This is a genomic window from Halonotius aquaticus (assembly GCF_003605575.1).
GTDB classification, from domain to species: Archaea; Halobacteriota; Halobacteria; order Halobacteriales; family Haloferacaceae; genus Halonotius; species Halonotius aquaticus.
In genome coordinates this window covers 304,594-325,428 of the sequence record NZ_QKNY01000018.1, presented here as the reverse complement: position 1 = coordinate 325,428, position 20,835 = coordinate 304,594, and the positions used below count along the sequence as shown (strand labels likewise).

21 protein-coding genes are annotated in these 20,835 nt (G+C 59.9%); 2 read left to right on the top strand and 19 right to left on the bottom strand.

Annotation, left to right across the window (positions count from 1 at the left end; genetic code table 11):
- Position 1 precedes the first annotated feature (1 nt).
- From DM826_RS11280 to DM826_RS11230, 11 genes are all read right to left on the bottom strand, one after another.
- The gene (locus DM826_RS11280) at positions 2-421 is read right to left on the bottom strand and encodes a flagellin (RefSeq protein ID WP_120103523.1); all 420 of its coding nucleotides are present in this window, start codon (positions 419-421) and stop codon (positions 2-4) included.
- On the bottom strand, positions 411-2,453 hold the full coding sequence (locus DM826_RS11275) for a FlaD/FlaE family flagellar protein (RefSeq protein ID WP_120103522.1): 2,043 nt from the start codon (positions 2,451-2,453) through the stop codon (positions 411-413). Before DM826_RS11275 ends, DM826_RS11280 begins: the two co-directional genes overlap by 11 nt.
- 104 nt (positions 2,454-2,557) lie before the next feature.
- Positions 2,558-3,064, bottom strand: coding sequence for a chemotaxis protein CheD (locus DM826_RS11270; RefSeq protein ID WP_120103521.1), 507 nt, complete (start codon positions 3,062-3,064; stop codon positions 2,558-2,560).
- Positions 3,065-3,080: 16 nt separating this feature from the next.
- Positions 3,081-4,271, bottom strand: coding sequence for a chemotaxis protein CheC (locus DM826_RS11265; protein WP_120103520.1), 1,191 nt, complete (start codon positions 4,269-4,271; stop codon positions 3,081-3,083).
- A 1-nt stretch (position 4,272) separates the two neighbouring features.
- A complete protein-coding gene (gene cheY / locus DM826_RS11260) occupies positions 4,273-4,635 on the bottom strand; it encodes a chemotaxis protein CheY (RefSeq protein ID WP_120103519.1) in 363 nt (120 codons plus the stop codon).
- A gap of 132 nt (positions 4,636-4,767) precedes the next feature.
- Positions 4,768-5,511: a DUF7500 family protein gene (locus tag DM826_RS11255; protein WP_120103518.1), complete on the bottom strand. Its 744-nt coding sequence runs from the start codon at positions 5,509-5,511 to the stop codon at positions 4,768-4,770.
- 122 nt (positions 5,512-5,633) lie between these two features.
- Positions 5,634-6,092: a hypothetical protein gene (locus tag DM826_RS11250; RefSeq protein WP_120103517.1), complete on the bottom strand. Its 459-nt coding sequence runs from the start codon at positions 6,090-6,092 to the stop codon at positions 5,634-5,636.
- A gap of 141 nt (positions 6,093-6,233) precedes the next feature.
- Entirely contained in the window at positions 6,234-6,812 is a 579-nt protein-coding gene (locus tag DM826_RS11245; protein WP_120103516.1) for an archaellin/type IV pilin N-terminal domain-containing protein, read from the bottom strand.
- Between the two features lie 332 nt (positions 6,813-7,144).
- A complete protein-coding gene (locus tag DM826_RS11240) occupies positions 7,145-7,687 on the bottom strand; it encodes a flagellin (RefSeq protein WP_394338554.1) in 543 nt (180 codons plus the stop codon).
- 279 nt (positions 7,688-7,966) lie between these two features.
- Positions 7,967-8,542 carry an archaellin/type IV pilin N-terminal domain-containing protein gene (locus tag DM826_RS11235; protein ID WP_120103514.1) on the bottom strand — a complete coding sequence of 192 codons (576 nt, stop codon included), beginning with the start codon at positions 8,540-8,542 and terminating at the stop codon, positions 7,967-7,969.
- A 282-nt stretch (positions 8,543-8,824) separates the two neighbouring features.
- Positions 8,825-9,385, bottom strand: a complete 561-nt coding sequence (locus DM826_RS11230) for a hypothetical protein (RefSeq protein ID WP_449405070.1) — start codon at positions 9,383-9,385, stop codon at positions 8,825-8,827.
- A gap of 432 nt (positions 9,386-9,817) precedes the next feature.
- Here DM826_RS11230 and DM826_RS11225 point away from each other — a divergent pair, with 432 nt between their 5' ends.
- Positions 9,818-10,150, top strand: a complete 333-nt coding sequence (locus DM826_RS11225; protein ID WP_120103512.1) for an ArsR/SmtB family transcription factor — start codon at positions 9,818-9,820, stop codon at positions 10,148-10,150.
- A 9-nt stretch (positions 10,151-10,159) separates the two neighbouring features.
- Here DM826_RS11225 and DM826_RS11220 read toward each other — a convergent pair whose 3' ends face one another.
- On the bottom strand, positions 10,160-10,903 hold the full coding sequence (locus tag DM826_RS11220; RefSeq protein WP_120103511.1) for an RAD55 family ATPase: 744 nt from the start codon (positions 10,901-10,903) through the stop codon (positions 10,160-10,162).
- A 223-nt stretch (positions 10,904-11,126) separates the two neighbouring features.
- Between DM826_RS11220 and DM826_RS11215 the strand changes: the two genes are divergently transcribed.
- Positions 11,127-11,723: a HalX domain-containing protein gene (locus tag DM826_RS11215; protein ID WP_120103510.1), complete on the top strand. Its 597-nt coding sequence runs from the start codon at positions 11,127-11,129 to the stop codon at positions 11,721-11,723.
- A gap of 5 nt (positions 11,724-11,728) precedes the next feature.
- On the opposite strand, the gene DM826_RS11210 is transcribed toward DM826_RS11215, so the two are convergent.
- The 7 genes from DM826_RS11210 to radA all read right to left on the bottom strand — a co-directional run bounded on the left by DM826_RS11210 (position 11,729) and on the right by radA (position 20,733).
- Positions 11,729-13,204 carry a single-stranded-DNA-specific exonuclease RecJ gene (locus tag DM826_RS11210; RefSeq protein WP_120103509.1) on the bottom strand — a complete coding sequence of 492 codons (1,476 nt, stop codon included), beginning with the start codon at positions 13,202-13,204 and terminating at the stop codon, positions 11,729-11,731.
- Between the two features lie 60 nt (positions 13,205-13,264).
- Positions 13,265-14,011 (bottom strand): uroporphyrinogen-III synthase, encoded by a 747-nt coding sequence (locus DM826_RS11205; RefSeq protein ID WP_120103508.1) that lies wholly within the window; start codon positions 14,009-14,011, stop codon positions 13,265-13,267.
- Positions 14,008-14,802, bottom strand: a complete 795-nt coding sequence (gene cobA, locus DM826_RS11200; protein ID WP_120103507.1) for a uroporphyrinogen-III C-methyltransferase — start codon at positions 14,800-14,802, stop codon at positions 14,008-14,010. The genes DM826_RS11205 and cobA overlap by 4 nt, the downstream gene beginning before the upstream one ends.
- Entirely contained in the window at positions 14,795-15,982 is a 1,188-nt protein-coding gene (gene hemC, locus DM826_RS11195) for a hydroxymethylbilane synthase (protein WP_120103506.1), read from the bottom strand. Before hemC ends, cobA begins: the two co-directional genes overlap by 8 nt.
- Positions 15,983-16,033: 51 nt before the next feature.
- The gene (gene hemL, locus DM826_RS11190) at positions 16,034-17,371 is read right to left on the bottom strand and encodes a glutamate-1-semialdehyde 2,1-aminomutase (protein WP_120103505.1); all 1,338 of its coding nucleotides are present in this window, start codon (positions 17,369-17,371) and stop codon (positions 16,034-16,036) included.
- A 218-nt stretch (positions 17,372-17,589) separates the two neighbouring features.
- Complete coding sequence (locus DM826_RS11185) at positions 17,590-19,281, bottom strand: ammonium transporter (protein WP_120103504.1); 1,692 nt, start codon at positions 19,279-19,281, stop codon at positions 17,590-17,592.
- A 420-nt stretch (positions 19,282-19,701) separates the two neighbouring features.
- Positions 19,702-20,733, bottom strand: a complete 1,032-nt coding sequence (gene radA / locus DM826_RS11180) for a DNA repair and recombination protein RadA (protein ID WP_120103503.1) — start codon at positions 20,731-20,733, stop codon at positions 19,702-19,704.
- Positions 20,734-20,835 lie beyond the last annotated feature (102 nt).

Here is a 20,835-nt window from a genome sequence, read left to right as displayed (position 1 = left end):
GTTAGATCACCACTGAATCACTGACGCCGTGTTCGGTGACGACACGTACCTGATTGACACCGCCGAGGCCCGCATTGGGATCAAGCGTTAGTGTTTCACCCGGCAGCCAGAGGTCGGTGGCTGTGTTGCCACCCACATCAGTTGTGACGGTGCTTCGTGGTTGGTACTCGCCGTCAAGCAGCAGATCTGTCTCGTCGACCGGGAGTGTTGTCGAGCCGTTGTTGGTGACATCGACTGTCCCACCAGTTGCCGCATCGATCCGGATGTCGCTGTCGGCTTGATCAAGGGCGCGATCCGCTTGGTCGGCATCAGCCGCTTGCACGCGCTCGTAACTGTTCGCCATTGCCGGATAGAAGATGCCGAGGGCTAAAAACAGTGCGGCGAAGATGAGCGCGGTTGAGGCACTGACGCTAAAACCCATTGTTGTCCGGGGTAAAGCTGTCCCAGCGGTCGATAATGACCGATGTGGCGGTGGTACCGTTGAGCTGCATGATGTATTTCAGACTATGTATGTGATGCTCACGTGTAAGGTACTCGGTGCCTGGGCGGTCGATCTTGTTGCGATCGACGTTGCCGAACCCGGAGAGGAACGATCGGAGGTGGTCGGCGACGGCGGGGTCGACCCACTCGATGCGCTCGTAGTAGTTGACCGCGCGCGCGGCGTCGGTGACGGTTGACTCATCAACGAGGAACTCCAGCCACTCCATGATCACGAGATCGCCAAGGTAATCGCTTGGCAGCGTCGTGAGGTAGGGCTTCTCACGGGCCGTCGAGAGGTGATCGGAGGTGACGTACTCGAAGTCGCCCGCCCCGCGCTCTCGGATCGGCGACAGCGGCCGTGAGCCGCCGGCCTCCTCGTGGCCGCCGCGTTGGCTCTGGGCTTGGCCACCACCCTGTTGGCCGCCAGCCTGCTGCTGTTGCTCTCGCTGTTGGGTTTGTTGGCGACCACCGGCCGGCTGGCCGTCGGCCTGCTGTTGTCCGGCTTCCTGTTGGGCTCCTCCGGTGGGTTCGGGCTCTGGCTCCGGTGTTCCGCCGGCGGCGTCGGCTGGTTCGGGTTCCTCCTCGAACCCCTCGTCGAAGCCGTCGCCACCCTGATCAAAGGCATCTTCGCCGTCATCGAAGGCGTCACCGCCCTCGTCGAAGCCGTCGCCGCCCTCGTCAAAGGCGTCGCCACCGTCATCGAAGGCGTCACCGCCCTCATCAAAGGCATCCTCGCCGTCATCTAGTCCGTCGTCTTCGTCGTCGAAGCCCTCGTCGAAGGCGTCCTCGCCGTCATCGAAGCCCTCATCGAGCCCATCGGATGAGGACTCATCGTCGATGTCGGCATCGAGATCCTCCTCGCCACCATCGTCGAGGTCATCTTCGTCGGCCCATTCGGCATCCCCGGAGTCGTACTCGTTTTTCAGTTCGCTGAATGATTTTTCGCCGGACATATCTTGATCACTTGCATCTCCTTCGAGGTCGTCACCAAAGTCATCTTCGCCGCCAAGGTCGTCCTCGAACCCCTCAGCACCGTCATCGAGGTCATCTTCGAAGCTCTCGGCATCACCGTCATCGAGATCATCGCTGAACTCGTCGCCGTCGTCGAGGTCGTCGGCGAAGTCATCGTCGTCGGCATCGAGATCGTCGGCGAAATCACCGTCGCCCATCTCGTCTAAGCTGTCGTCCATGCCGCCGGCCTCGTCGCCGCCATCGTCTGCGGGTTCGATCTCTTCTTCGGTCAGTTCGTCGTCGAAGAAGCCGTCGGCGTCGGCGTCCATCACCGAGTCGTCGACGTCCTCGGCCTCCTCTTCGTCATCGTCGAACAGGCCGAGGCCGCCGCCGTCGCCGCCGCCACCGCCGAAGCCGCCGCCGGCACCGCCACCACCACCGCCGTCGTCGACGAAGGGGTTGATGCCGCGGGTCACCATCTCGTAGATGTCAAGCAGGTTGCGGACATCCTCTTCGACTTCCTCGACGCGCTCGCTGATCTCGGTGTTTTCCTCGCGGATGGTGCCGACCGTCGAGGAGAGATCAGACACCTCGGTTTCTAGCTCCTCGATCTGGTGGGCGAGTTCGTCGGTGTTGCCGCCGCCACCGCCACCGCCGAAGTCGCCACCACCGCCGCCACCGAAGTCATCGTCCATCCCGCCGAAATCATCATCCATCCCCCCGCCACCGAAGTCATCGTCCATCCCGCCGAGGTCATCATCCATGCCCCCGCCGAGATCATCGTCCATCCCGCCGCCAAGGTCGTCGTCCATTCCCCCACCGAGGTCGCCGTCCATGCCCCCGTCGCCGCCACCACCGCCGCCGCCGGCGTCTTCCTCACCTTCGAGGATACGGTCGATGATACTCGCCCCGACCAAGCCGATGGTTGCGGTCGTCACGACCCACGCCGAGAGATTGCCCCCGAGTTGGGCACCGATCTCTAGGGTGGGTACTGCGACGAGGAGTGCGATGCCGAGACCCATTGTAACGGTTTATGACCACCGATACACTTGAAACCACCCATCCAACTCTCAAAACTGATATCTAGCGTCAGACACATATCAGTGCTGATAGTTCCCGTCAGACGTTAGATCGTCTGTGTCGTGTTGTCCTTGGCCGTCTGAATTGTCACCGACTCGCTTGCTGGATCGAAGCGGATCGACCGGCCGTGGCTGCCGCCGACATCGGTGCCGGCAACGTCGATCCCGTAGTGCTCGAAGGCCTGTTTGGCGGCGGCGATGTTGCGGCTTCCGATGCTGTCGCCATCCGAGGAAAACGAGAGCATCTCGCTGCCACCGACAACCCAGCCCTCCAGCCGCCGTTTGCTTGCTCCGGCCTCGATCATCTCCTCGATCACCAGCGGGAGCCCGGTATCAACGAATTTCGCGGGGTTGCCATCGCGGCTCTCTTCTGCTGTTGGCAGCATCACGTGAATCAACCCCGAGACATCGTTGAATGAGTCCCGAAGGACAATCCCGAGACATGAGCCAACCCCGCTGGTCGACAGTACCGTGTTATCGGTTACCACGGCATATTCGGCGATGCCGACCTGTTTTATTGGCGCGCTTTGTTTGCGCTGCCGATCCCGTGTCACGAGCGCCTCCCGACGATTAGTCCTGTGCCGGCAGTGCCGACAGTGCCCGGGCTAGTTCTCGCTCGTTGGGCAACGCGTAGATATCACACTGCCCCTCGTTGCCATCGATCTCGATCGTTGAATCGATGACAAAAGCGTAATCCTGCTGTTGGCCAAGCTTGCCGACGACCGGGCTCATGATCGACTCGCCCATGTCGTGGACGAAGTTTGGCGGGGAATGCTCGATGCTCGTCTGGAGCACGTTCGCCCAACCATCGATGAAGCCGCTGGTCATGATGTTGCCGAGCTCCTTGATTGCGCCTTCGGTCATCGAGCCGATCTCATCCTCCGTCGAATCGCCGGGCATCATCGCGTTGGCGATCGTGATGGCGGATTTCTCGTCAAACAACACGACGAGATACCCGCTCGGCAGCCCTGTCAACTCGAAGACGACGCCGACAAACTGGTCGTTGCCGACCTGCTTTGGGACGCCAGACAGCGGCACGAACCGCAGCCGGCTCACATCGACGTTGGTGTCGAGGCCGGTCATCATGCCGATCTGGCCGGCGGCGTTGCCCGCCCCCTCCTTGGCCAACTCCTCGAAGGTGCTGAGTCGGTTGACCGGGATCTGGTTGCCCTGGTCGTTGCCCGACAGCAGCTGCACGAATTGGCGGTACTCCGGCAGCATGTACAGCGAGAAATCGAGGTCGACGTCCATTCCCGACAGCTTGCTCTCAAAGAGGAACACGCCGTGGTTTTTTGCTGCCTCGATGGCCTGATCCGGCAGGATGCGCGGCCCGTTGGCCTCGGTGTACCGCGGCGGCGTCATGTTGATCGCCGTATCGAGGTGGTTGGCCCAGCCGTCGATGAAGCCGCCGATCATGATGTTGCCGAGTTCGGTGACGCTGCTTTTCGCGATGGTGCTGCCTTTCGAGGAGTAGTCGGTGTCGGTCGCATCCAACAGCAACTCTTGCAGTACGAGCGCGCGCTCGCGTTCGAGGGCCAACACCGTTTCACCCTCTAGGCCGCCCTGTAAGCCGAGTTCGACGCCGACAAACGAGCGGTCGGCGAACGTCTCCGCGAGCACCGACTCGGTGACGAGGCTGACGTCGGTGACATCGACATCCATCTCGATACCCGCCAGTGTCGACAGCGATTTGGCGGCCTGTTTGGCCCCTTCGGAGGCGAGATGGTTGAACTGCCCCAGCTCCCGGATATCGACTTTCATACTAGGCCGGGATGACGTCGTTGATCTCGTTGAGGACGTTTGGCTTCTGGAACGGTTTGGTAATGTATCCCGACGCGCCGGCCTTAATCGCCTGTTTCATCTTCTCCTCTTGGCCGACACTGGTACACATGATCACCTTCGCGTCGGGATCATTGTTCGTGATCTCGTTTGTCGCCTCGATCCCACTGCGGATCGGCATGACGATATCCATCATGGCGATGTCGGGATCCTCCTCTTCATAGAGGTTGACCGCTTCGACACCGTTTTCGGCTTCCCCAACGATTTCGAAGTCGTCTTCGAGTATCTCTCGGAGTAGGTTCCGCATGAACTCCGAGTCGTCAGCGATCATCACACGCTTTGCCATATATCGAACATAGGACACCCGAGGTAATATAAACACTCCCCTATAGCTATCAGCCCTGAGAGTAGTGCCGGCGCATCACGGGGGGCTGACGATGCTAGAGCACTCACCGTTTGGCTGTCGGTGAGACGTTGCTCACCGATTCTCTGACGGCGGCACGGTGAACGACCCTTCCTCGCGGATCGCTGATAGCAGATCGCTGATCGAATCATCCGGCTGAAGCCCATATCGCTTGAGCATGGCGTAGACGCTCTGTACCGGGTACTCAACCTCGAGTGTACTGCCGGCGAGAATGATCCCAAGGGCGGCTTCCGGCTCCATCTCGTCGGTTGTCTGGGAGGCGTACCACCGCAACAGCCCCTCTAAGGTTTCGGCAACATCGTCGGAACTCATCCGCCCGCGCTTGACACTCCCCTCGATGTTGACTGTCGCGTCGAACCCGTAGGCTGTCTCGGTTGAGGTGAGTGATTCAGCGAGAAACTGGCTGACAGTCTGTTGGGTCAACCTGACGGCTGGCGGCTCGGCTGCGCCCTCGCTGTCGTCGTCTGTGTCGGCCGGTGGCTCTTCTGCTGTGTCGTCATCGTCATCTCCACCACCGCTTCCGCGTGGCGCTTGCTCGGTGTCGTCGTCACCTTCCGCGCTCTCCTCAGCATTGTCGTCTGTGTCGTTTGCTGTGTCGTCGCTGGCAGGGAGTTGTGACTCGGTCGAACCCGATTTTCCTTGTTGTTCGGGGTCTGGATCGACGGGCGTGTCGTCGGGTGACACGACATACCGTCCTTCGGAGAGTGATTCGACTTTCGGATGATCGGTGATATCGAGCTCATCGGGCGCGAGGATTCCCTTTTCTTGTGGGTCGTCCTCAGGATCATCCGAACTCATAGGGGTAGCTTCTGGCGTTGCGATAAAGAGTGTTGTCCTCGGATCAATTGGATGCCACGCAGGTCAGAATCCCTCGGCTGCGATGACATACATCACAACTGTTGGTACCAGTGGACGTATGATTATGCGTTGAGCGTTTCTGCATCAGGGCCGAACCACTGATAGTCTCCCTCTGTTGGGTTCTCTCCTGGTGGGACGAGTGCAGCCTCGATGTTGTCGCTAAGACGACTGACTGTATACACGCCGGGGATCGACAACAGAAACGCGCCGGTGTTCTGTGGTGGAATATTGTTAATCGATTGCGAGAGCGTCTCTTCGGGATTCTCCTCAAGCAGGGTACTCGGCTCCTGTGGAGCCGTATAGATCCGTGCATATATTGTTCGGTTAACGGCCTCGTCAGTTGGATTTGATATCTGTCCCGTGACTTGGCCTTCGCCGGCGTTTGTTTCGATCCCGATGCGAGCGATCACCGGCTGTGTCGGGCCGTCATCTTCCTCATTACCACCGAGCAGGCCACTACACCCAGCTAGTCCAACTGACATCGCTGTGCTACCGGCCATCAACAGTCGCCGTCTGTCCATACGGTATCCAACTAGTACAATAGTAATAATTGTTACCTTGAGTTACCGCAGAGGAGTAATCTACCGCAAACTATTCCGTATGTGTTCAGTCGCGACTTTAGGATTGAGTGTGAAAAATAAAAAGCGAAGGAAACCGCTGCGTCAGAGGATGTACGTTGAGTCCTCGAAGATCCGTCGCGGTGTCTTCAGCTCCTTGTACGTCTGTCCGCCTGCTGGAGCCTGTGTGATTAGGGTCACCGTTTCTGAAGAATTGAGTGGCTCAATTCCACTTTCACCTGCGAGATCAAAGTTGACAATCAGAACATCTTCCTGATCGGAAAGAATTGATACCCCATTGTCCATACCTTGGAGCTGGTGATGCGTAATGTCGTCGTTGACATTGTTGTTACCGTTGACCACGGTCGCATTACCAGTTGGGCTAGAGAGAGTGTACGACGCTTCACTCATGTTGATCGGGTCAGACCCCGACGCCAGCCGAATCGTCGCATTGAGCTCTTCGATCTGATTGTCAGTGTCGTTTTCGATCCCAACAACTTCACCAATTTGGACGACGTTGCTGACTTCGGCAGTCGTCTCTTCGCCTGTTTGCTGTGCCTGTGCTTGTAGGAGGCCTGCGGTGTTGATCAGAACACCAGCCGCAATTGCTGCGACCAGCACCATCGCGATGAACACGATGAGGGTTCCGATCCCCACCTGACCTCGGTCGTCTGTGTTGAACATGGTTTGGTACGCCTGAGCCCGTATTGGACCAGACGGTATCTGGGATGTGACAGTCGATGGTAATAAAAATGACTACCAAATTATCTGTTCTGATAATAGTGCAATTAGAAGAGAATGTACCTGTAGCCAACAGTAAGACACAAACCACCAATGACCAAGCATGACGCTACTCTTGGCAGTAGCGGTTTTTGTGTTCTCTCAGAAAAGCCCAGAACGAGAGCGTCCGGGCGCAAGCGTACCAAACCCATACACAGTACTCGGCGTCAACGACGCCGACGTTACTGTGTCAACGTTGACCCACGCAGAAGCGCGGGTCGTGCCCACAGTCGAGATTAGAGGATGTAGGACTCACCCTCGTTGATCCGTCGTGGTGCTGTAACCGATTTGTACGTATTGCCACCTGCCGGAGCCTGTGCGACGATCTGTAGCTCCCCGTTGTCCTCAAGTGGCTCAAGACCGGAGCTGTCTAGATTCATTTGCACAATTATTAGATCCTGCTGCTCCGAAAGGATCATATCATCGGAGTTGTTGGTACCTCTACTATCGCCTTTAACTGTTCCCTGTTTTCCAACAAGTTTAGTTACAACATTACTGCTCTTTGGATCGCCGCTTACAACGGTTGCGTTGCCGTTTGTGGACACCGTATACGATGCCTTACTAATATTGATCGGATCCGATCCTGATGCAAGACGGACAGTCAGATTGATCGTTTTTATCTTTTCGCTACTACTAGGAGCTGTACCAACAATTTCGCCGACCTGAATAACATTGCTAACCTCGGCGGTCGTCTCTTCGCCTGTTTGCTGTGCCTGTGCTTGTAGGAGGCCAGCGGTATTGATAAGCACGCCAGCAGCTATCGCTGCAACGAGCACCATCGCGATGAACACGATAAGCGTACCTATCCCTACCTGGCCGCGGCGTTCTGTGCTGAACATGGTTTTGACCCCGCCTGAACCCACGAAAGGTCAGACGTTATCACGATTTTACTATCCCAGAATAATAAATATGGCGGTGAGATAGCGACTGTCGGAGACTCCCTGTCTCTTCCCTCTCCTCTATAACGGGTGGAGCGTAGCGGAGACACGCTTCGAGGCGAGTTCCGTTACAAGCCAACACGGTGACTTTCGTGGCACATTCACACGGCGAGGTTGTGGTTAGAGGATGTACGCATTGCCGTCTTTGATTCGACGAGGTGCTTGGAGTTGTTTGTAGGTACTTCCGCCCGCGGGAGCTTGCGTGACGAGGGTGATCTTATCTGACTCTCCGAGTGGATCCAACGCAGCTGTCTTTGCGAGATCGAACTGGACAATCATCAGATCGTCTTGATCTGAGAGGATGCTTGTCCCGTCCTCAAGCCCTTGAGCTTGGAACAACGAGATGGCATCGTTCGTCCGATTGTTTCCGTTGACAACAGTTGCACTGCCGTTTGTTTCAACGGTATAGGAGGCTTCACTCAGGTTGACTGGGTCGGAGCCCGACGCGAGGCGAACGCTTGCGTTGAGGATATCGATACGCCCGTCGCTGGTGTTGTCCTCACCGATGACTTGGTTTATTTGGACGATGTTGCTGACTTCGGCGGTTGTTTCTTCACCGGTCTGTTGGGCTTGTGCTTGGAGGAGGCCGGCCGTGTTGATGAGGACACCTGCGGCGATTGCCGCGACGAGCACCATCGCGATGAACACGATGAGCGTCCCGATGCCGACCTGGCCTCGGGTGTGTGACTCGAACATAGTGTGACTTTGCCTGACCCGGAACAGGGCAGGCGTTACCTGAAATCCCATTGAGAATACATATAAAAATGATCCTCAAATTATCTTTGTTGAAAATAATGTAATCTAAACAGAATTGTTATTTGATTGTTGATCTTATAGGAGGACACTAGCGAAAATAGACCAGCTCACTACGTTATAACACGGGGCGATTCTGATAGCTATCAAGCAGTGACGCCGCAAACAGGGTGAAGCCAGGAAACGAATCGGAGTTGAAAACTGCCCCAGCGGAAAGAACAGGCTTTAGGAGACGATGTAGGATTCGCCCTGATTGATCCGGCGCGGTGCCTTCAGGGTGGCGTACGTGCTCCCACCTGCCGGAGCCTGCACAATGATTGTTATATCGTCTCCATCCTCAATGGAAGTGATCCCATCTATACCTCCTCCACCGGTGGCAGTACCGTCTTCAAGATTAAATTCGACAACCATCAGATCATTTTGGTCTGCTAGGATCCTCGGTTTTTCGTTGAGTCCTTGTATCTGGTGGAACGTCACTGGACCACCGCTGCTGTTTGCACCGCTAATCACCCTTGCAGTTCCCCCAGTATCGATTGTGTATGATGCTTGACTTAGGTTGATCGGGTCAGCACCGGCCGCCAGCCGCATTGAGACATTCAGTGTATCAATTTCCCCCGCTGTGTCGTCAGAGTCGCTAGAAGTCGTATCATAGCCAACTGCTTCACCAATCGCTATCCGATCACTAACCTGTGCCGTCGTTTCTTCACCTGTGGACTGTGCTTGCGCCTGTAGGAGGCCAGCGGTGTTGATAAGCACCCCAGCAGCGATAGCTGCCACTAGAACCATCGCGATGAACACGATGAGGGTACCGATCCCCACTTGACCCCGGCTTGCTGTGCTGAACATGGTGTGTTCCCCCGACTGGATACCGACCGCACTCCAGTCTGTTATCGATATATTATGGGTATATTGTGTTAAATCTAACGCCGAGTTGTTTCACGGCAATTCGACGGTAGCCACGCCGAGAGCCGATACCCCTCCGAAACGGGTTCCTAACTGTTCTGTCGCCTCTTTGGGTCACTGTGTGACGTGCTACTACGATCGACACGTCACCACCACGCTGCTCTCTTTCCTCACCCTCGTCGTCGACGAACCGATTCACCACCCTCTCCTCGATTCCCAGATGCTTGGATATTAGTTTTGATACTCACGGCTGTGAAAACGTAATAAACTCCCCACCGATACGCTTTTTGCCCAGTCGTTGGTAGCTATCACAGAATGGCATCGGAGGAGCTTATCGAGGTGCTTGGCAACAAGTACAACACGGATATCCTGTCGGCGACGACAGAGCCGAAGTCAGCCCAAGACCTCAGCGACGAACTCGACGTGCCGATCGCCACCTGTTACCGGCGGATCGACGAACTGACCGACGCTGATCTGCTGACGTTGCACGATCGGCCGTTGTCGGATGAACACCGCCGGATCAAGGTCTATCGCCGAAATGTTGACAAAGTTGAGGTCAGCTTTGAGGGCGGCGTCTCCGTCGATATCGCCGAACGCTCGGCGGTCAAAAACAAACTCGACGATGTCTGGCGGACGATGTCGAACTGACAGGGGCTGTCAGAACGACGGCCCATCGCCGCCGGGGCCGGATTCCCCAGCCATCATCGAGAAGCCGCTGGCTTTCTCGTAGACGGTGATCCCGCCGTCGCTGATCTCCATCGGGAAGATGTCGGTGTTGATATCCTGCTTTCGCATCTTCGCCACCCAGACGTAGCGGTTGACTCCGGAGTCAGTCGGCGTCTGGATAAAGTAGATGTTGCCATCGGTGAGGAAGTTTTCCAGGCCGATCTCGGTGTCCGGGAACACCGCGCCCTGTTCGTTGATCAACAGCGAGGTCAGCCCGTGTTGTTTGAGAATATCCGAGAACTTCAGCAGATAGGTGCGTTTCTCGCGTTCATCCTCGAAAAACAGCTGAAACATCGTCAGCGAATCCAAGACGAGCCGATCGTACTCCGATTCGGTAAACACCTCCAGCAGTCGATCCATCGTTTCGGTGAAGTTGCCGTCTTGGAGCATCTCACGTTTGTCGTAGATCTTGATCTCATCCTCGTCGACAAGCTCACTGAAACGATCGAAGCCGATCGACTCGGCGGCCATCTTGATATCCTCCGCGTTTTCCTCAAAGGAGATGTAGATCCCGCGTTCGCCATGATCGATGACACCCGAATACAGGTAGTTGATCCCGAAGAGACTCTTCCCCGTCCCGGGGTTCCCGCTGACGAGGACGGTCGCGTTGTTGACGATCCCACCGCCGAGAATCGAATCGAGGCCGTCGACGCCGGTCTGCACTGTCTCTGGCATGCGGGGTCGTACGACCGCCCCCTAAATGAGCCCACCGGCTCCGGCGGGCTGTGGCCACCCGCATGCATACCTTTATTTCTCTCAAACGTACATTGTCATCTAAGGCCGTCCGACGGCCGTCTGACACGGATTTATGCTGCGTCATGACTCCAATAACACATATGCGGGTGGCTAGCGTCCGACCGGTCGAACACACCGGGTTACAATCGCGGGTGGGTCGGCGATGAGCGACGAGACTATCCTCGTCGTCGAGGACGATCCGACCGTTACCCATCTCTACAACAAGTTCCTCGAACCGGAGTACACCGTCGTCACGACGACGACCGCTGCGGAAGCGATCGATGTGCTTCACGGCGAGGCCGCCCCGGACGGCGAGGAACTCCCGGACTCGATCGATGCCGTCCTCTTGGATCGGCGACTCCCGGATGACCCCGGAGAAGTCGTGCTTGACGTGATCGAAGCGGAGGAGATGGAGTGCCGGGTGGCGATGGTCACCGGTGTTGAGCCTGACTTCGACATCATCGATATGGGCTTCGATCTCTATATCCTCAAACCCGTCACGCGGGATGAACTGATGGAGGCTGTCGACACGCTGTTCACTCGGTCGGAGTACGGCGACCTGCTCCAGGAGGCGGCGTCGCTGGCCTCGAAACGCGCGCTGCTCGAATCCCAGAAATCCGATTCCGAACTTGACGCCAGCGACGAGTACGACGACCTCCTCGATCGCCTCGAAGCGCTTGACGACGAGCTCCTTGATCTCGCTGACACGCTATCAGCCGATGACTATCGGGTGATGTTCCGGGATATCGGCGGTCAGTAAGTTCCTTACGACGACAGTTGTTCACCAACAATCTCGTCAGCAACAGCGACGAACGCTGATTGTTCTCCGGCTGGGATCGTCGCCCCGGCTGCCACGTCATGACCGCCGCCGTCGCCGTCGACCGCGCGGGCGGCATCTCGCATCACCACTGAGAGATCCAGCCCCTTGCCGGTGAGTGTGTGGTTTCCGCGTGCGGAGACCTTGATCTCCTCGGCGGATTTCTCGGCGAACCCGACGATCGGCAGCTCCCGGCGGATTCCTGATTCGCCGATGGCCATGCCGGCGATGATACCGAGTATCGTCGCTCGGATCTCGCCGCCGGCATCGAACCACTGGATGTTGTCCTCGGTGGTGACGCCCTCGCTTGTGACCCAATCGACGCCCTGTGAGAGGTTTTTGCGGTGGTTTCGGAGCAGTGTTCGAGCCTGCTCGAAGGCCTCCTCGCGGTCGCCGAGACAGACCGCCAGCCCGACATCCGCACGCTCGTACCGCGCAGTCGCGTTCAACAACGTTGAGAACTCACTGGCATCTCGCAGGACGGTGCCGGGCTCCTCGTGAGCGAGTTGGTAGCTCGTCCCAACGAGATCGTCGATCCGACCGGCCGGCACGCCGCTGGCGACCGCGCGTTGAATCAACGCGCTGAGCAGCGTCTGTCGTTCCGCATCGGTCAGATCGACCCAACACCGCCAGCCATCGTCAGTTTCAAGCTCTAGATCGAGATCGGTGAGAAAGTCGATCGCGCCCGCAGTGTCGTTTGAGATCCCCGGAATCTGGGCTTCGGTCGCATACTCCAGCAGCTTCGGCAGCGGCCGGGTCTGCTTGCCGTAGAGGGTGATGTCGGTGCCGGCCTCGACGACGCCGGCAGCAACCCCCTCCTCGACGATCGCCTCGTTTGCACCGGTCAGCCCGTCGACGCCGGCCTGTCGGTCGCCGACCGCGCCGACGACCGCGAGCGCAGCGAGATCGCGGTTGTCGCCATCTGGATTTTCGGTCGGTGTTTGCCCGGTGGGTGTGCCACCGTCAGCGGCTGGTTGGATTGCTGCGAGCGCGCGGGCCAACACGTATGTTGTGCCCGCCCCCGAGAGTTCGGTCGCGCCGTCGAGCCCATACAGCAACGGATTGAGATGGTACTCAGTGGTCGCGTCAGCCGGCTGGTGGTGATCGGCGATGACGGGGGTAAAATCGCCGGCGGTTTCGTGGTCGGCGATGATACCGAGTTGGCCGCTGCCGAAGTCGGTGAACAGCACAGTCTCGTGGTCGGTTGCGGCGATCGCAGCGATCTCATCCTTGTCGAGCTGCTTCGAAAAGACGGTCTCGAACTGTATCCCGGCGCGTTCGAGTGCGGTCGCCGCGATGGCGGCACTTGTCAGCCCGTCGGCGTCGATATGCGAGGCCAGCACCACGCTGTCGGCCGCCAGCAACCGCTCGGCGCAGGCGGTGGCCGGCTCGGCAAGTTCGGGAACCGGGGGACTCGAAGCCATCACCGATGGGTTGTGCGGTATCGGATATAAGCCTCCGGCTCTCCCACCGTCAGGATTCGATCACCCCGTGTAGCTTGGTGCTGCTGCTTCAACAACCTGGGTTGCCAACGCCTCGAAGGTCGCCTCCTCGGGGACGATGTCGACAGCGATCCCGTGGTCGACGGCGGTTGCTCGGGTCGGCTCGCCGATCGCGCCGACAACAGCCGCATCGAGCCCGTCGATGGCGGCATCCCGGAGGCCACGGTCGGCGGCTGCATCAAGGAAGTGTTCGACCGTCAGCGAGGAGGTAAATGCGACCGCTTCAAGCTCGCCGTCGGCTGCCAACTCGGTGCTCTCGCCGGCGTCGGCCGGCCGAACGAGACGGTAGAGAACGGTTTCGGTCACGTCGGCCCCAGCGTCGACGAGGCCGTCCAGCAACACGTGGCTGCCGTGGTCGCTGCGGGCGACGTTGACATCGCTGCCGGCGACCTCCTCGGCGAGTAACTCGACGAGGCCAGCAGAACTGTATGTTTCTGGTTCGCGGTCGACCGTCCAGCCAGCGTCGGTGGCCGCGGCGGTCGTTCCCGAGCCGATGCTGACAAGCGTTGTCTCGCCGGGCTGCCAGCCCGCCTCGGCGGCGAGTTCGATCCCGGTTTTGCTCGTGAAGACGACGTAATCAGCGTTCGATTGTGGCACCGCACCGGTCGGCTCGATTTCAAGCATCGGATCGGCGATCGGTGTCGCCCCCAGCGAATCGAGAAGCTCGACGGCGTCGGTCAACCGATCGTCGTTAGGCCGGAAGACGGCCACGCGCACCTCGCTGCTCATGGCTTCCTCCCGCCGTGGTGGGGATCGCTGTCGCTCCGGTTCAACAGAAAGTCGACAACGTTCTTCCGGGTCGCAGCCACGTCGCCGATAACCGTGATCGCCGGGGGTTCGATCTCCGCCGCATCCCGCACCTCGACAATCGAACCGAGCGTGCCGGTGGCGACGGTCATCTCCGACCAGGTCGCCCGCTCGACGAGGGCGACCGGTGTTTCCGGAGTCATCCCAGCGTCTCGCAGTGCCTGTGTGTACAACGGGAGTTTTCCAACACCCATCAACACGACGAGCGTCCCGCCGGTGTCGGCCAGTGCCTCCCAGTCGACGGCTGATTCGTCCTTCGTTGGATCCTCGTGGCCGGTGACAAAGGAGACACTGGAGACGTGATCCCGGTGGGTCAGCGGAATCCCGGCGACACCAGGAGCGGCGGTCGCGGAGGTGATCCCGGGGACGACCTCAAATGGGATGTCGTTGGCTGCGAGGTGTTCCATCTCCTCGCCGCCGCGACCGAACACAAAGGGGTCGCCGCCTTTCAGCCGGACAACTGTCTGACCGGCCTCCGCAAGTTCGACGAGCCGGCGGTTGGTGTACTCCTGTGGTGTCCACTCGCCGTCGGCGCGTTTGCCCACATCCTCACGCTTGTCTTCGGGGATCTCTTCGAGTATCTCCGGGCCAGGGAGTTTGTCGTGGAGCACGACATCCGCTGTCGACAGCAGGCGTTTGGCCTTCACCGTCAGGAGTTCTGGATCACCCGGGCCACTCCCGACGAGATAGACCGTCGCGGGATCGTCAGCCATTGTCCTCCCGGGTTCCTGTCGTGTCTGCGGTCGCCGCGGTTTCGGCGGCCTCGATCAACTCGGCGGCACCACGCTCCCGGAGGTCGGCGGCGAAGTCTGCGGCGGCTGCGGCGTGATCGGTGATCGGTAGATCACGGGTCGCCTCCACGGTCTCTTCGCCGTCGGGGCCAAGCACCTGCGCGCGTGTGTGAACGTATTCGCCTTGTACGATCGCGCTCACGCCGATCGGCGCGATACAGCCACCGCCAAGTTCAGCCAGCACCGTCCGTTCGGCGGTTGTTTCGATCCGACTGCGGGGGTGATCGACGACCTCCCGAAGCTGGTCGATTACGTCGTCGTCGACGGCGGTGACCGCGATCGCGCCCTGGCCGGGTGCGGGGACGAACTGCTCTCTGGGCAGCCGGTGGGTTGGGACGCTCTCGAGCAGGTCGCTGCGCCGCAGGCCGGCTTCCGCAAGGACGATCGCATCCATCTCGGTGTCGACCTTTCGACCCATCGCGTCGCGTTCGAGATCGGTGAGATCGTTGAACCACTCCTCGGGTGAGCGGTCGTAGTCCGCGTCATCGTTGTCAGCGTCGTTGGCGTTGTCGTCGTCGGCAGCGTTGTCACCGCTGTCGACGACAGCGGCCGCATCGCCGACGATCTCGTCGAGTTTGCCGACCGCTTCGAGTCGCGCCTGGTGTTCCCGCTGCAACGATGGCGCGAGCAGCTTTTCGAGGCGGGTGTCGACGTTGCCCCGGAGGGCGACGATATCCAGATCCGGGCGGGCGGCCAGCAGTTGGGCCTTCCGGCGGAGCGAGCTTGTGCCGACGACCGCGCCCTCTGGGAGGTCGTCGATATCGCCGCCATCGGGTGTGACGAGTACGTCGCCGGACGGCGCGCGTTCGGGTACGGCGGCGACGACGAGGTCGGCCGGCATCTCGGTCGGCATATCCTTCAGGGAGTGCACCGCGGCATCCAGGTCGCCGTCAAGGACTTTCTCGTCGAGCGCCCGGACGAATGCGCCGGTCTTCCCGAGGCGGTGGATCAGCTCATCGCGGATCTGGTCGCCCCGGGTGTCGACCTCGGTGAGCGTCACCTCCCGGCGTCGGGAGTCGAGCGTGGATTTGACCGTCGTCGCCTGCCGGCGGGCGAGTTCTGAGCCCCGCGTTGCGAGTCTGACGGTCGTGGTTGATGACATACAGCCCTCTCTGGGCTCACCGTCTAAAAGCCCATCAGTTCCGGCAGCGACCTACAGCGCCTCGGCGTAGGCGGCAAGGGTTTCCTCGATGTCGGCTTCGGTGTGGGCATAGGAGATGAACTGCGATTCATACTGGTTGGCCGTCAGGAAGACGCCCTGGTCTTTCATCGCCTGCCAGAACAGCCGTTCCCACCGCTCGGTGTCGGCGTCGGCAACGTCCGCGCCGGTCTTCGGGCAGTGATCGTAGTGTTGACAGTCCGGATCCTGTTGACAGCCCGCCCCGCACTGTGAGCCCCGATCGGTCGCGCCATCACGGGTAAAGATGACCTTGAACATGCTGTCGGTGCCGACGACGGTGTACTCCGGGGCCTGATCGGCCAGAATATCCCGGAGTCCGCTCCGAAGCTGCTCGCCGAGGCTGTTGACATGGTCGTAGACATCGTTTTCGGCGGCGTACTCTAGGTTCGCCAGCCCGGCCGCCATCGTCACCGGATGCCCCGAGAAGGTTCCTGACTGGAACACATCCCCGGAGGGGGCGAACTGCTCGATGAGTTCGGCGCGGCCACCGATCGCCCCAACCGGGAAGCCGCCGCCGACGATCTTCCCGAACGTCGTCAGATCCGGTGTGATCCCGAACTTGCCCTGTGCGCACTGCAGCCCGCCGACCCGGAAGCCGGTGATCACCTCATCGAAAATGAGCAGCGAGCCGTGGTCGTCGCAGAGCTCTCGGAGGGTTTCGTGAAAGCCGTCGACGGGCATGACGATCCCCATGTTGCCAAGGATCGGCTCAGTCAGGACGGCCGCGATGTCGTCGCCGTGTTCCTCAAAGACCGCTTGGGCGGCGTCCGGGTCATTGAACGGGATTGGCAGGGTATGCTGGGCGAACTCCTCTGGGATGCCCGCCGTCGACGGCTGTGGGTTGTTGGCGTCGCCTTCGACGAGCGTCGACTCCTGGGCCCCGTGGTAGCCGCCCTGCATGACGACGATCTTATCGCGGCCGGTGTGGCCGCGGGCGAGTCTGACCGCCGAGACGGTTGCCTCGGTGCCGGAGTTGACAAACCGCAGCATCTCGACGCTTGGGACGTGGCGGGCGACGAACTCCGCGAGTTCGACTTCAATTTCCGTTGGCGCGCCGTACATCGGTCCGTCGGCGGCGTGGGATTGGATCGCCGCGGCGACCGGCTCCGGCAGATCATGGCCGTACAGCAGCGGGCCATACCCCATCACATAGTCGAGATACTTGTTGCCGTCGGCGTCGATGACGTGGGCACCGTCGCCGCGCTCAATGAAGAATGGGTACGGTTTCGTCGCCCGCACCGAGGAGTTGACACCGCCAGCCAGTACCGAGAGGGCCCGGCCGTACAGCTCGCGTGACCGCTCGTGGTTCATACCGGCTTTTTTCGCCCCCTGAACTTGTGGGTATCGACAGCTCCTCGCCTGAAGCGGTTGCCTGCCAGCGGCTGTTCGAGTGCTGCCGCTTGTGGGGTGATCGAGTCGTGAAAAGGGACGACAGGACGGAAGCCTGTCAGGTGAACTACCAGGAGTGTCGTCGGATTCGTTGGGCTTGGTGTGGTGAAATCAGTCAGAGGTGTGTCGGCAGCTGTCAATCAGACCGCTTCGGTACCCTCCTTGCCTGTCCGCACCTGGATCGCGTCCTCAACATCGAGGATGAAGATCTTGCCGTCGCCCGGCTCGCCGGTGGCGGCTGCCTCCTTGATCGCGGTGGCAACCTCCTCGGCGTCGACATCGGCGACGACACACTCAATCTTGACCTTCTGGTGGAGATCGACCGTGTACTCCTCGCCGCGCCAGCTGCCTTTCTTGGCGGGCTGGCTGCCACGACCGGAGACGTTGGTGACCGTCAGCGAGGGCGCGCCGACCTCGGCGAGGGCCTTCTTGACGTCACCGAGTTTCTCTGGGCGGACGACCGAGAACACCATCTTCAGATCGGCCTCTTCGCCGCCGTCGGTGCGAACCTCACGGCCGCCGTCGGTTCGGAGTTCGACATCCTCGCTGCCGCCGTCAGTGCGGATCTCCTCGTCGTCAGTTGGGCCGAAGCCGTCGGTGGCAACGCGGTCGCCACCGAACTCGGGGTAGGTCTCGACGCCGTGTTCGGAGAGGTCGAGGCCATCCTGTTCGTGGTCGGGGGTGACGCGTGCCTCACCCATCGCTTTGAACACGTACCAGATGATCGCGGTCGCGGTGAGCGTCCAGCCGCCGATGATGACGACACCGACGAGTTGTGCGAGGAACTGATTGACAACCGAGTCAACGACTCCCGGCACGGCAACGAACGGCATCAGGAGCGTGCCGAGCACGCCTGCACTACCGTGAACCGGGAAGACCGCACAGACGTCGTCGATCTTGAGTTTCTCCGAGACGAACTCGAAGACGATGGGGAGCTGCGCACCAGCGAGGAGGCCAACAACGATGGCCCCCCACCAGCTGGTGGTGTTCGTGATCGCGGTGATGCCGGCCAGTCCGGCGAGCATTCCGTTTGCGGTGTACAGCGTATCGACCTTGCCGGATTTGAGGTAGGCAACGCCGGCTGCACCGATCGCGCCCGTGGCCATGGCGATCGTCGTCGTCATGACGATGAGGCTCAGCGTGTTGGCACCGTCACCGAGATCGAACGCTCCGGCGGTACCGACGTTGAAGCCGTACCAGCCGAAACACAACATTAGCGTGCCGAGAACGGCGAATGTCATCGAGTGACCGGGGATGACGTTCAGCGAGCCGTCCTCGCTGTAGCGATCCATCCGCGGGCCGAGGATCGCGGCGGCCGTGAGGCCGGCGATACCGCCCATGCCGTGGACGATCATGCCGCCGGCGAAGTCAGCGAACCGGGGAAGGCCGAGCAGTTGGGTAATACCCGCTCCCGAGGGAGCCGACCACGTCATCGCAATGACCATCGGGTAGATCACTGCAGCCAGCAGGAACGTGTAGGTGATGTAGGCGCGGAGTTTCGCGCGGCCGGCAACTGCGCCCGACACAATCGTCGCGGCGGTCATTGCGAAGACAGCACCGTAGAACCAGCCGACGTAGCCGCCGGCACCGGCAGCGGGCGAGAAGCCGCCGCCGGTCATGAGGCTACTGAACCCGGTGCCGATGAGGAAGAACACGGTGACGCCGACGGCCCACGTCAGCATGTTCTTCGTAAGCTGGTTTGCGACGTTCTTCGAGCGAACCTGCCCTGCTTCGAGCATGGCGAAGCCCGCGTGCATGAAGAAGATCAGGAACGATACCGTCAGGATCCATGTGTTGTTGATCGCTTCGACCGCTGTGGCTAGATCTGTCATTGTTGTTGCTCCGTTGAATCGCGTGTGCTTGGTTTACAATTCGGTTTCATTTTGTGATCACGCCGTGTGTTTGTGCTCTGAATCACGATCGTGACTGATGGTGTGGACATATATAATGGTAACCGTTTACAATTCAAGAAATAGTACCTAAATTATATACGAGCGTCAAATATGAAACCAAATAATATGCATATAAGGTTTCAGATGCTCGATGCGTGAGCTGACCACCGCCGGAGAACGAAACAGATGTCGACCGATGGCGGTGATCGTTTCGGCTGGAGATTATGTCCTCGCGGGCGGCACCCGCGGGGCGGCGGCACGCCTCGCCGACACATACTTCACTCAAAAACAGGTCGTCGCTGTGGGGTGTCGTTCGTCTCGACGCCCCCTGGCGGCGGTACTCTGGTTTCAGGCCTTCAGTTACTCTGGTTTCAGGCCTTCATTTTGGACGCGCATGACGGCCTCGCCGTCGGCGAGGTTCGGCGCGTCGACCAGCCGGACGATCCGCTTGTCGCCTTTCGATTTGCGAAGGTAGATCCGGAACGTGGAGGTGTGGCCAAGGATGTTGCCACCGATCGGCTGGGTCGGGTCGCCGAAGTAGGAATCAGGGTTGGAGGCGACCTGGTTGGTGACGAGAATCGAGGTGTTGTAGAGATCGCCGATCCGCATCAGGTCGTGGAGGTGTTTGTTGAGTTTCTGTTGGCGTTCGGCGAGCTCGCCGCGGCCGACGTACTCGGCGCGGAAATGCGCTGTTAGGGAGTCGACACAGACCATCCGGACGGGCCACTCGCTGTCTTCGTGTTCGCCGGCGAGCTCCTTGGCCTTCTCGGCCAGCAGGATCTGGTGGTCGGAGTTGAACGCCTTGGCGACGTGAATCCGATCGAGGAAGTCGGCGACGAGGGCTTCCATCGTCTCCTCGTCGTCGATTGAGCCCTCCATCTCGCGGTCGTCAAGCGTTGCCTGGAGGATCTCGTCGTCGAGGCCGCGCACCATGTCGTCGATCCGCTCGGGGCGGAACGTGTCCTCGGTGTCGACGAAGATCGCCGAGCCGCGGAGCCCGCCCTGTTCGGGCGGCAGTTGGACATTGACGGCCATCTGGTGGGTGACCTGGGATTTGCCCGCACCGAACTCACCGTAGACCTCGGTGATCGACTGGGTTTCCATCCCGCCACCGAGGAGATCGTCGACCTCATCGATCTGCCAGGAGAGCTTGCCGATCTCTTGGCGGCGTTCGAGGATCGTTTCGCCGGTCTCAAAGCCGCCAACATCGGCGGCCTCGCGGGCGGCGTTGATGATGTCGCTGGCCGTGCTGTCGCCGATATCGGCCTGATTCGAGAGCTCGCCCGGGGAGGCGACGGCGATGCTCTGGTAGTTGTCGTATCCTGCGTCGACGAGTTTGTCCGCGGTTGCCGGCCCGACACCGGGCAGCGTTTCGAGTTCATCCTCAGCCATTGTGCCCTGACGTTGCTCGCTTTCGCATATAAAGCCTCGTTAACAGCGTAGTGAAAGTAAAATGTGATCGACGAGATCTGACTATCGGCTGATGATTCGGTA

What these genes read in the sequence shown, in the direction of transcription:
- DM826_RS11280 (WP_120103523.1), bottom strand. Translation starts at nt 421, where the DNA reads ATGGGTTTTAGCGTCAGTGCCTCAACCGCGCTCATCTTCGCCGCACTG.
- DM826_RS11275 (WP_120103522.1), bottom strand. Translation starts at nt 2,453, where the DNA reads ATGGGTCTCGGCATCGCACTCCTCGTCGCAGTACCCACCCTAGAGATC.
- DM826_RS11265 (WP_120103520.1), bottom strand. Translation starts at nt 4,271, where the DNA reads ATGAAAGTCGATATCCGGGAGCTGGGGCAGTTCAACCATCTCGCCTCC.
- cheY (WP_120103519.1), bottom strand. Translation starts at nt 4,635, where the DNA reads ATGGCAAAGCGTGTGATGATCGCTGACGACTCGGAGTTCATGCGGAAC.
- DM826_RS11255 (WP_120103518.1), bottom strand. Translation starts at nt 5,511, where the DNA reads ATGAGTTCGGATGATCCTGAGGACGACCCACAAGAAAAGGGAATCCTC.
- DM826_RS11250 (WP_120103517.1), bottom strand. Translation starts at nt 6,092, where the DNA reads ATGGACAGACGGCGACTGTTGATGGCCGGTAGCACAGCGATGTCAGTT.
- DM826_RS11245 (WP_120103516.1), bottom strand. Translation starts at nt 6,812, where the DNA reads ATGTTCAACACAGACGACCGAGGTCAGGTGGGGATCGGAACCCTCATC.
- DM826_RS11240 (WP_394338554.1), bottom strand. Translation starts at nt 7,687, where the DNA reads ATGGTGCTCGTTGCAGCGATAGCTGCTGGCGTGCTTATCAATACCGCT.
- DM826_RS11235 (WP_120103514.1), bottom strand. Translation starts at nt 8,542, where the DNA reads ATGTTCGAGTCACACACCCGAGGCCAGGTCGGCATCGGGACGCTCATC.
- DM826_RS11230 (WP_449405070.1), bottom strand. Translation starts at nt 9,385, where the DNA reads ATGGTTCTAGTGGCAGCTATCGCTGCTGGGGTGCTTATCAACACCGCT.
- DM826_RS11225 (WP_120103512.1), top strand. Translation starts at nt 9,818, where the DNA reads ATGGCATCGGAGGAGCTTATCGAGGTGCTTGGCAACAAGTACAACACG.
- DM826_RS11220 (WP_120103511.1), bottom strand. Translation starts at nt 10,903, where the DNA reads ATGCCAGAGACAGTGCAGACCGGCGTCGACGGCCTCGATTCGATTCTC.
- DM826_RS11215 (WP_120103510.1), top strand. Translation starts at nt 11,127, where the DNA reads ATGAGCGACGAGACTATCCTCGTCGTCGAGGACGATCCGACCGTTACC.
- DM826_RS11210 (WP_120103509.1), bottom strand. Translation starts at nt 13,204, where the DNA reads ATGGCTTCGAGTCCCCCGGTTCCCGAACTTGCCGAGCCGGCCACCGCC.
- DM826_RS11205 (WP_120103508.1), bottom strand. Translation starts at nt 14,011, where the DNA reads ATGAGCAGCGAGGTGCGCGTGGCCGTCTTCCGGCCTAACGACGATCGG.
- cobA (WP_120103507.1), bottom strand. Translation starts at nt 14,802, where the DNA reads ATGGCTGACGATCCCGCGACGGTCTATCTCGTCGGGAGTGGCCCGGGT.
- hemC (WP_120103506.1), bottom strand. Translation starts at nt 15,982, where the DNA reads ATGTCATCAACCACGACCGTCAGACTCGCAACGCGGGGCTCAGAACTC.
- hemL (WP_120103505.1), bottom strand. Translation starts at nt 17,371, where the DNA reads ATGAACCACGAGCGGTCACGCGAGCTGTACGGCCGGGCCCTCTCGGTA.
- DM826_RS11185 (WP_120103504.1), bottom strand. Translation starts at nt 19,281, where the DNA reads ATGACAGATCTAGCCACAGCGGTCGAAGCGATCAACAACACATGGATC.
- radA (WP_120103503.1), bottom strand. Translation starts at nt 20,733, where the DNA reads ATGGCTGAGGATGAACTCGAAACGCTGCCCGGTGTCGGGCCGGCAACC.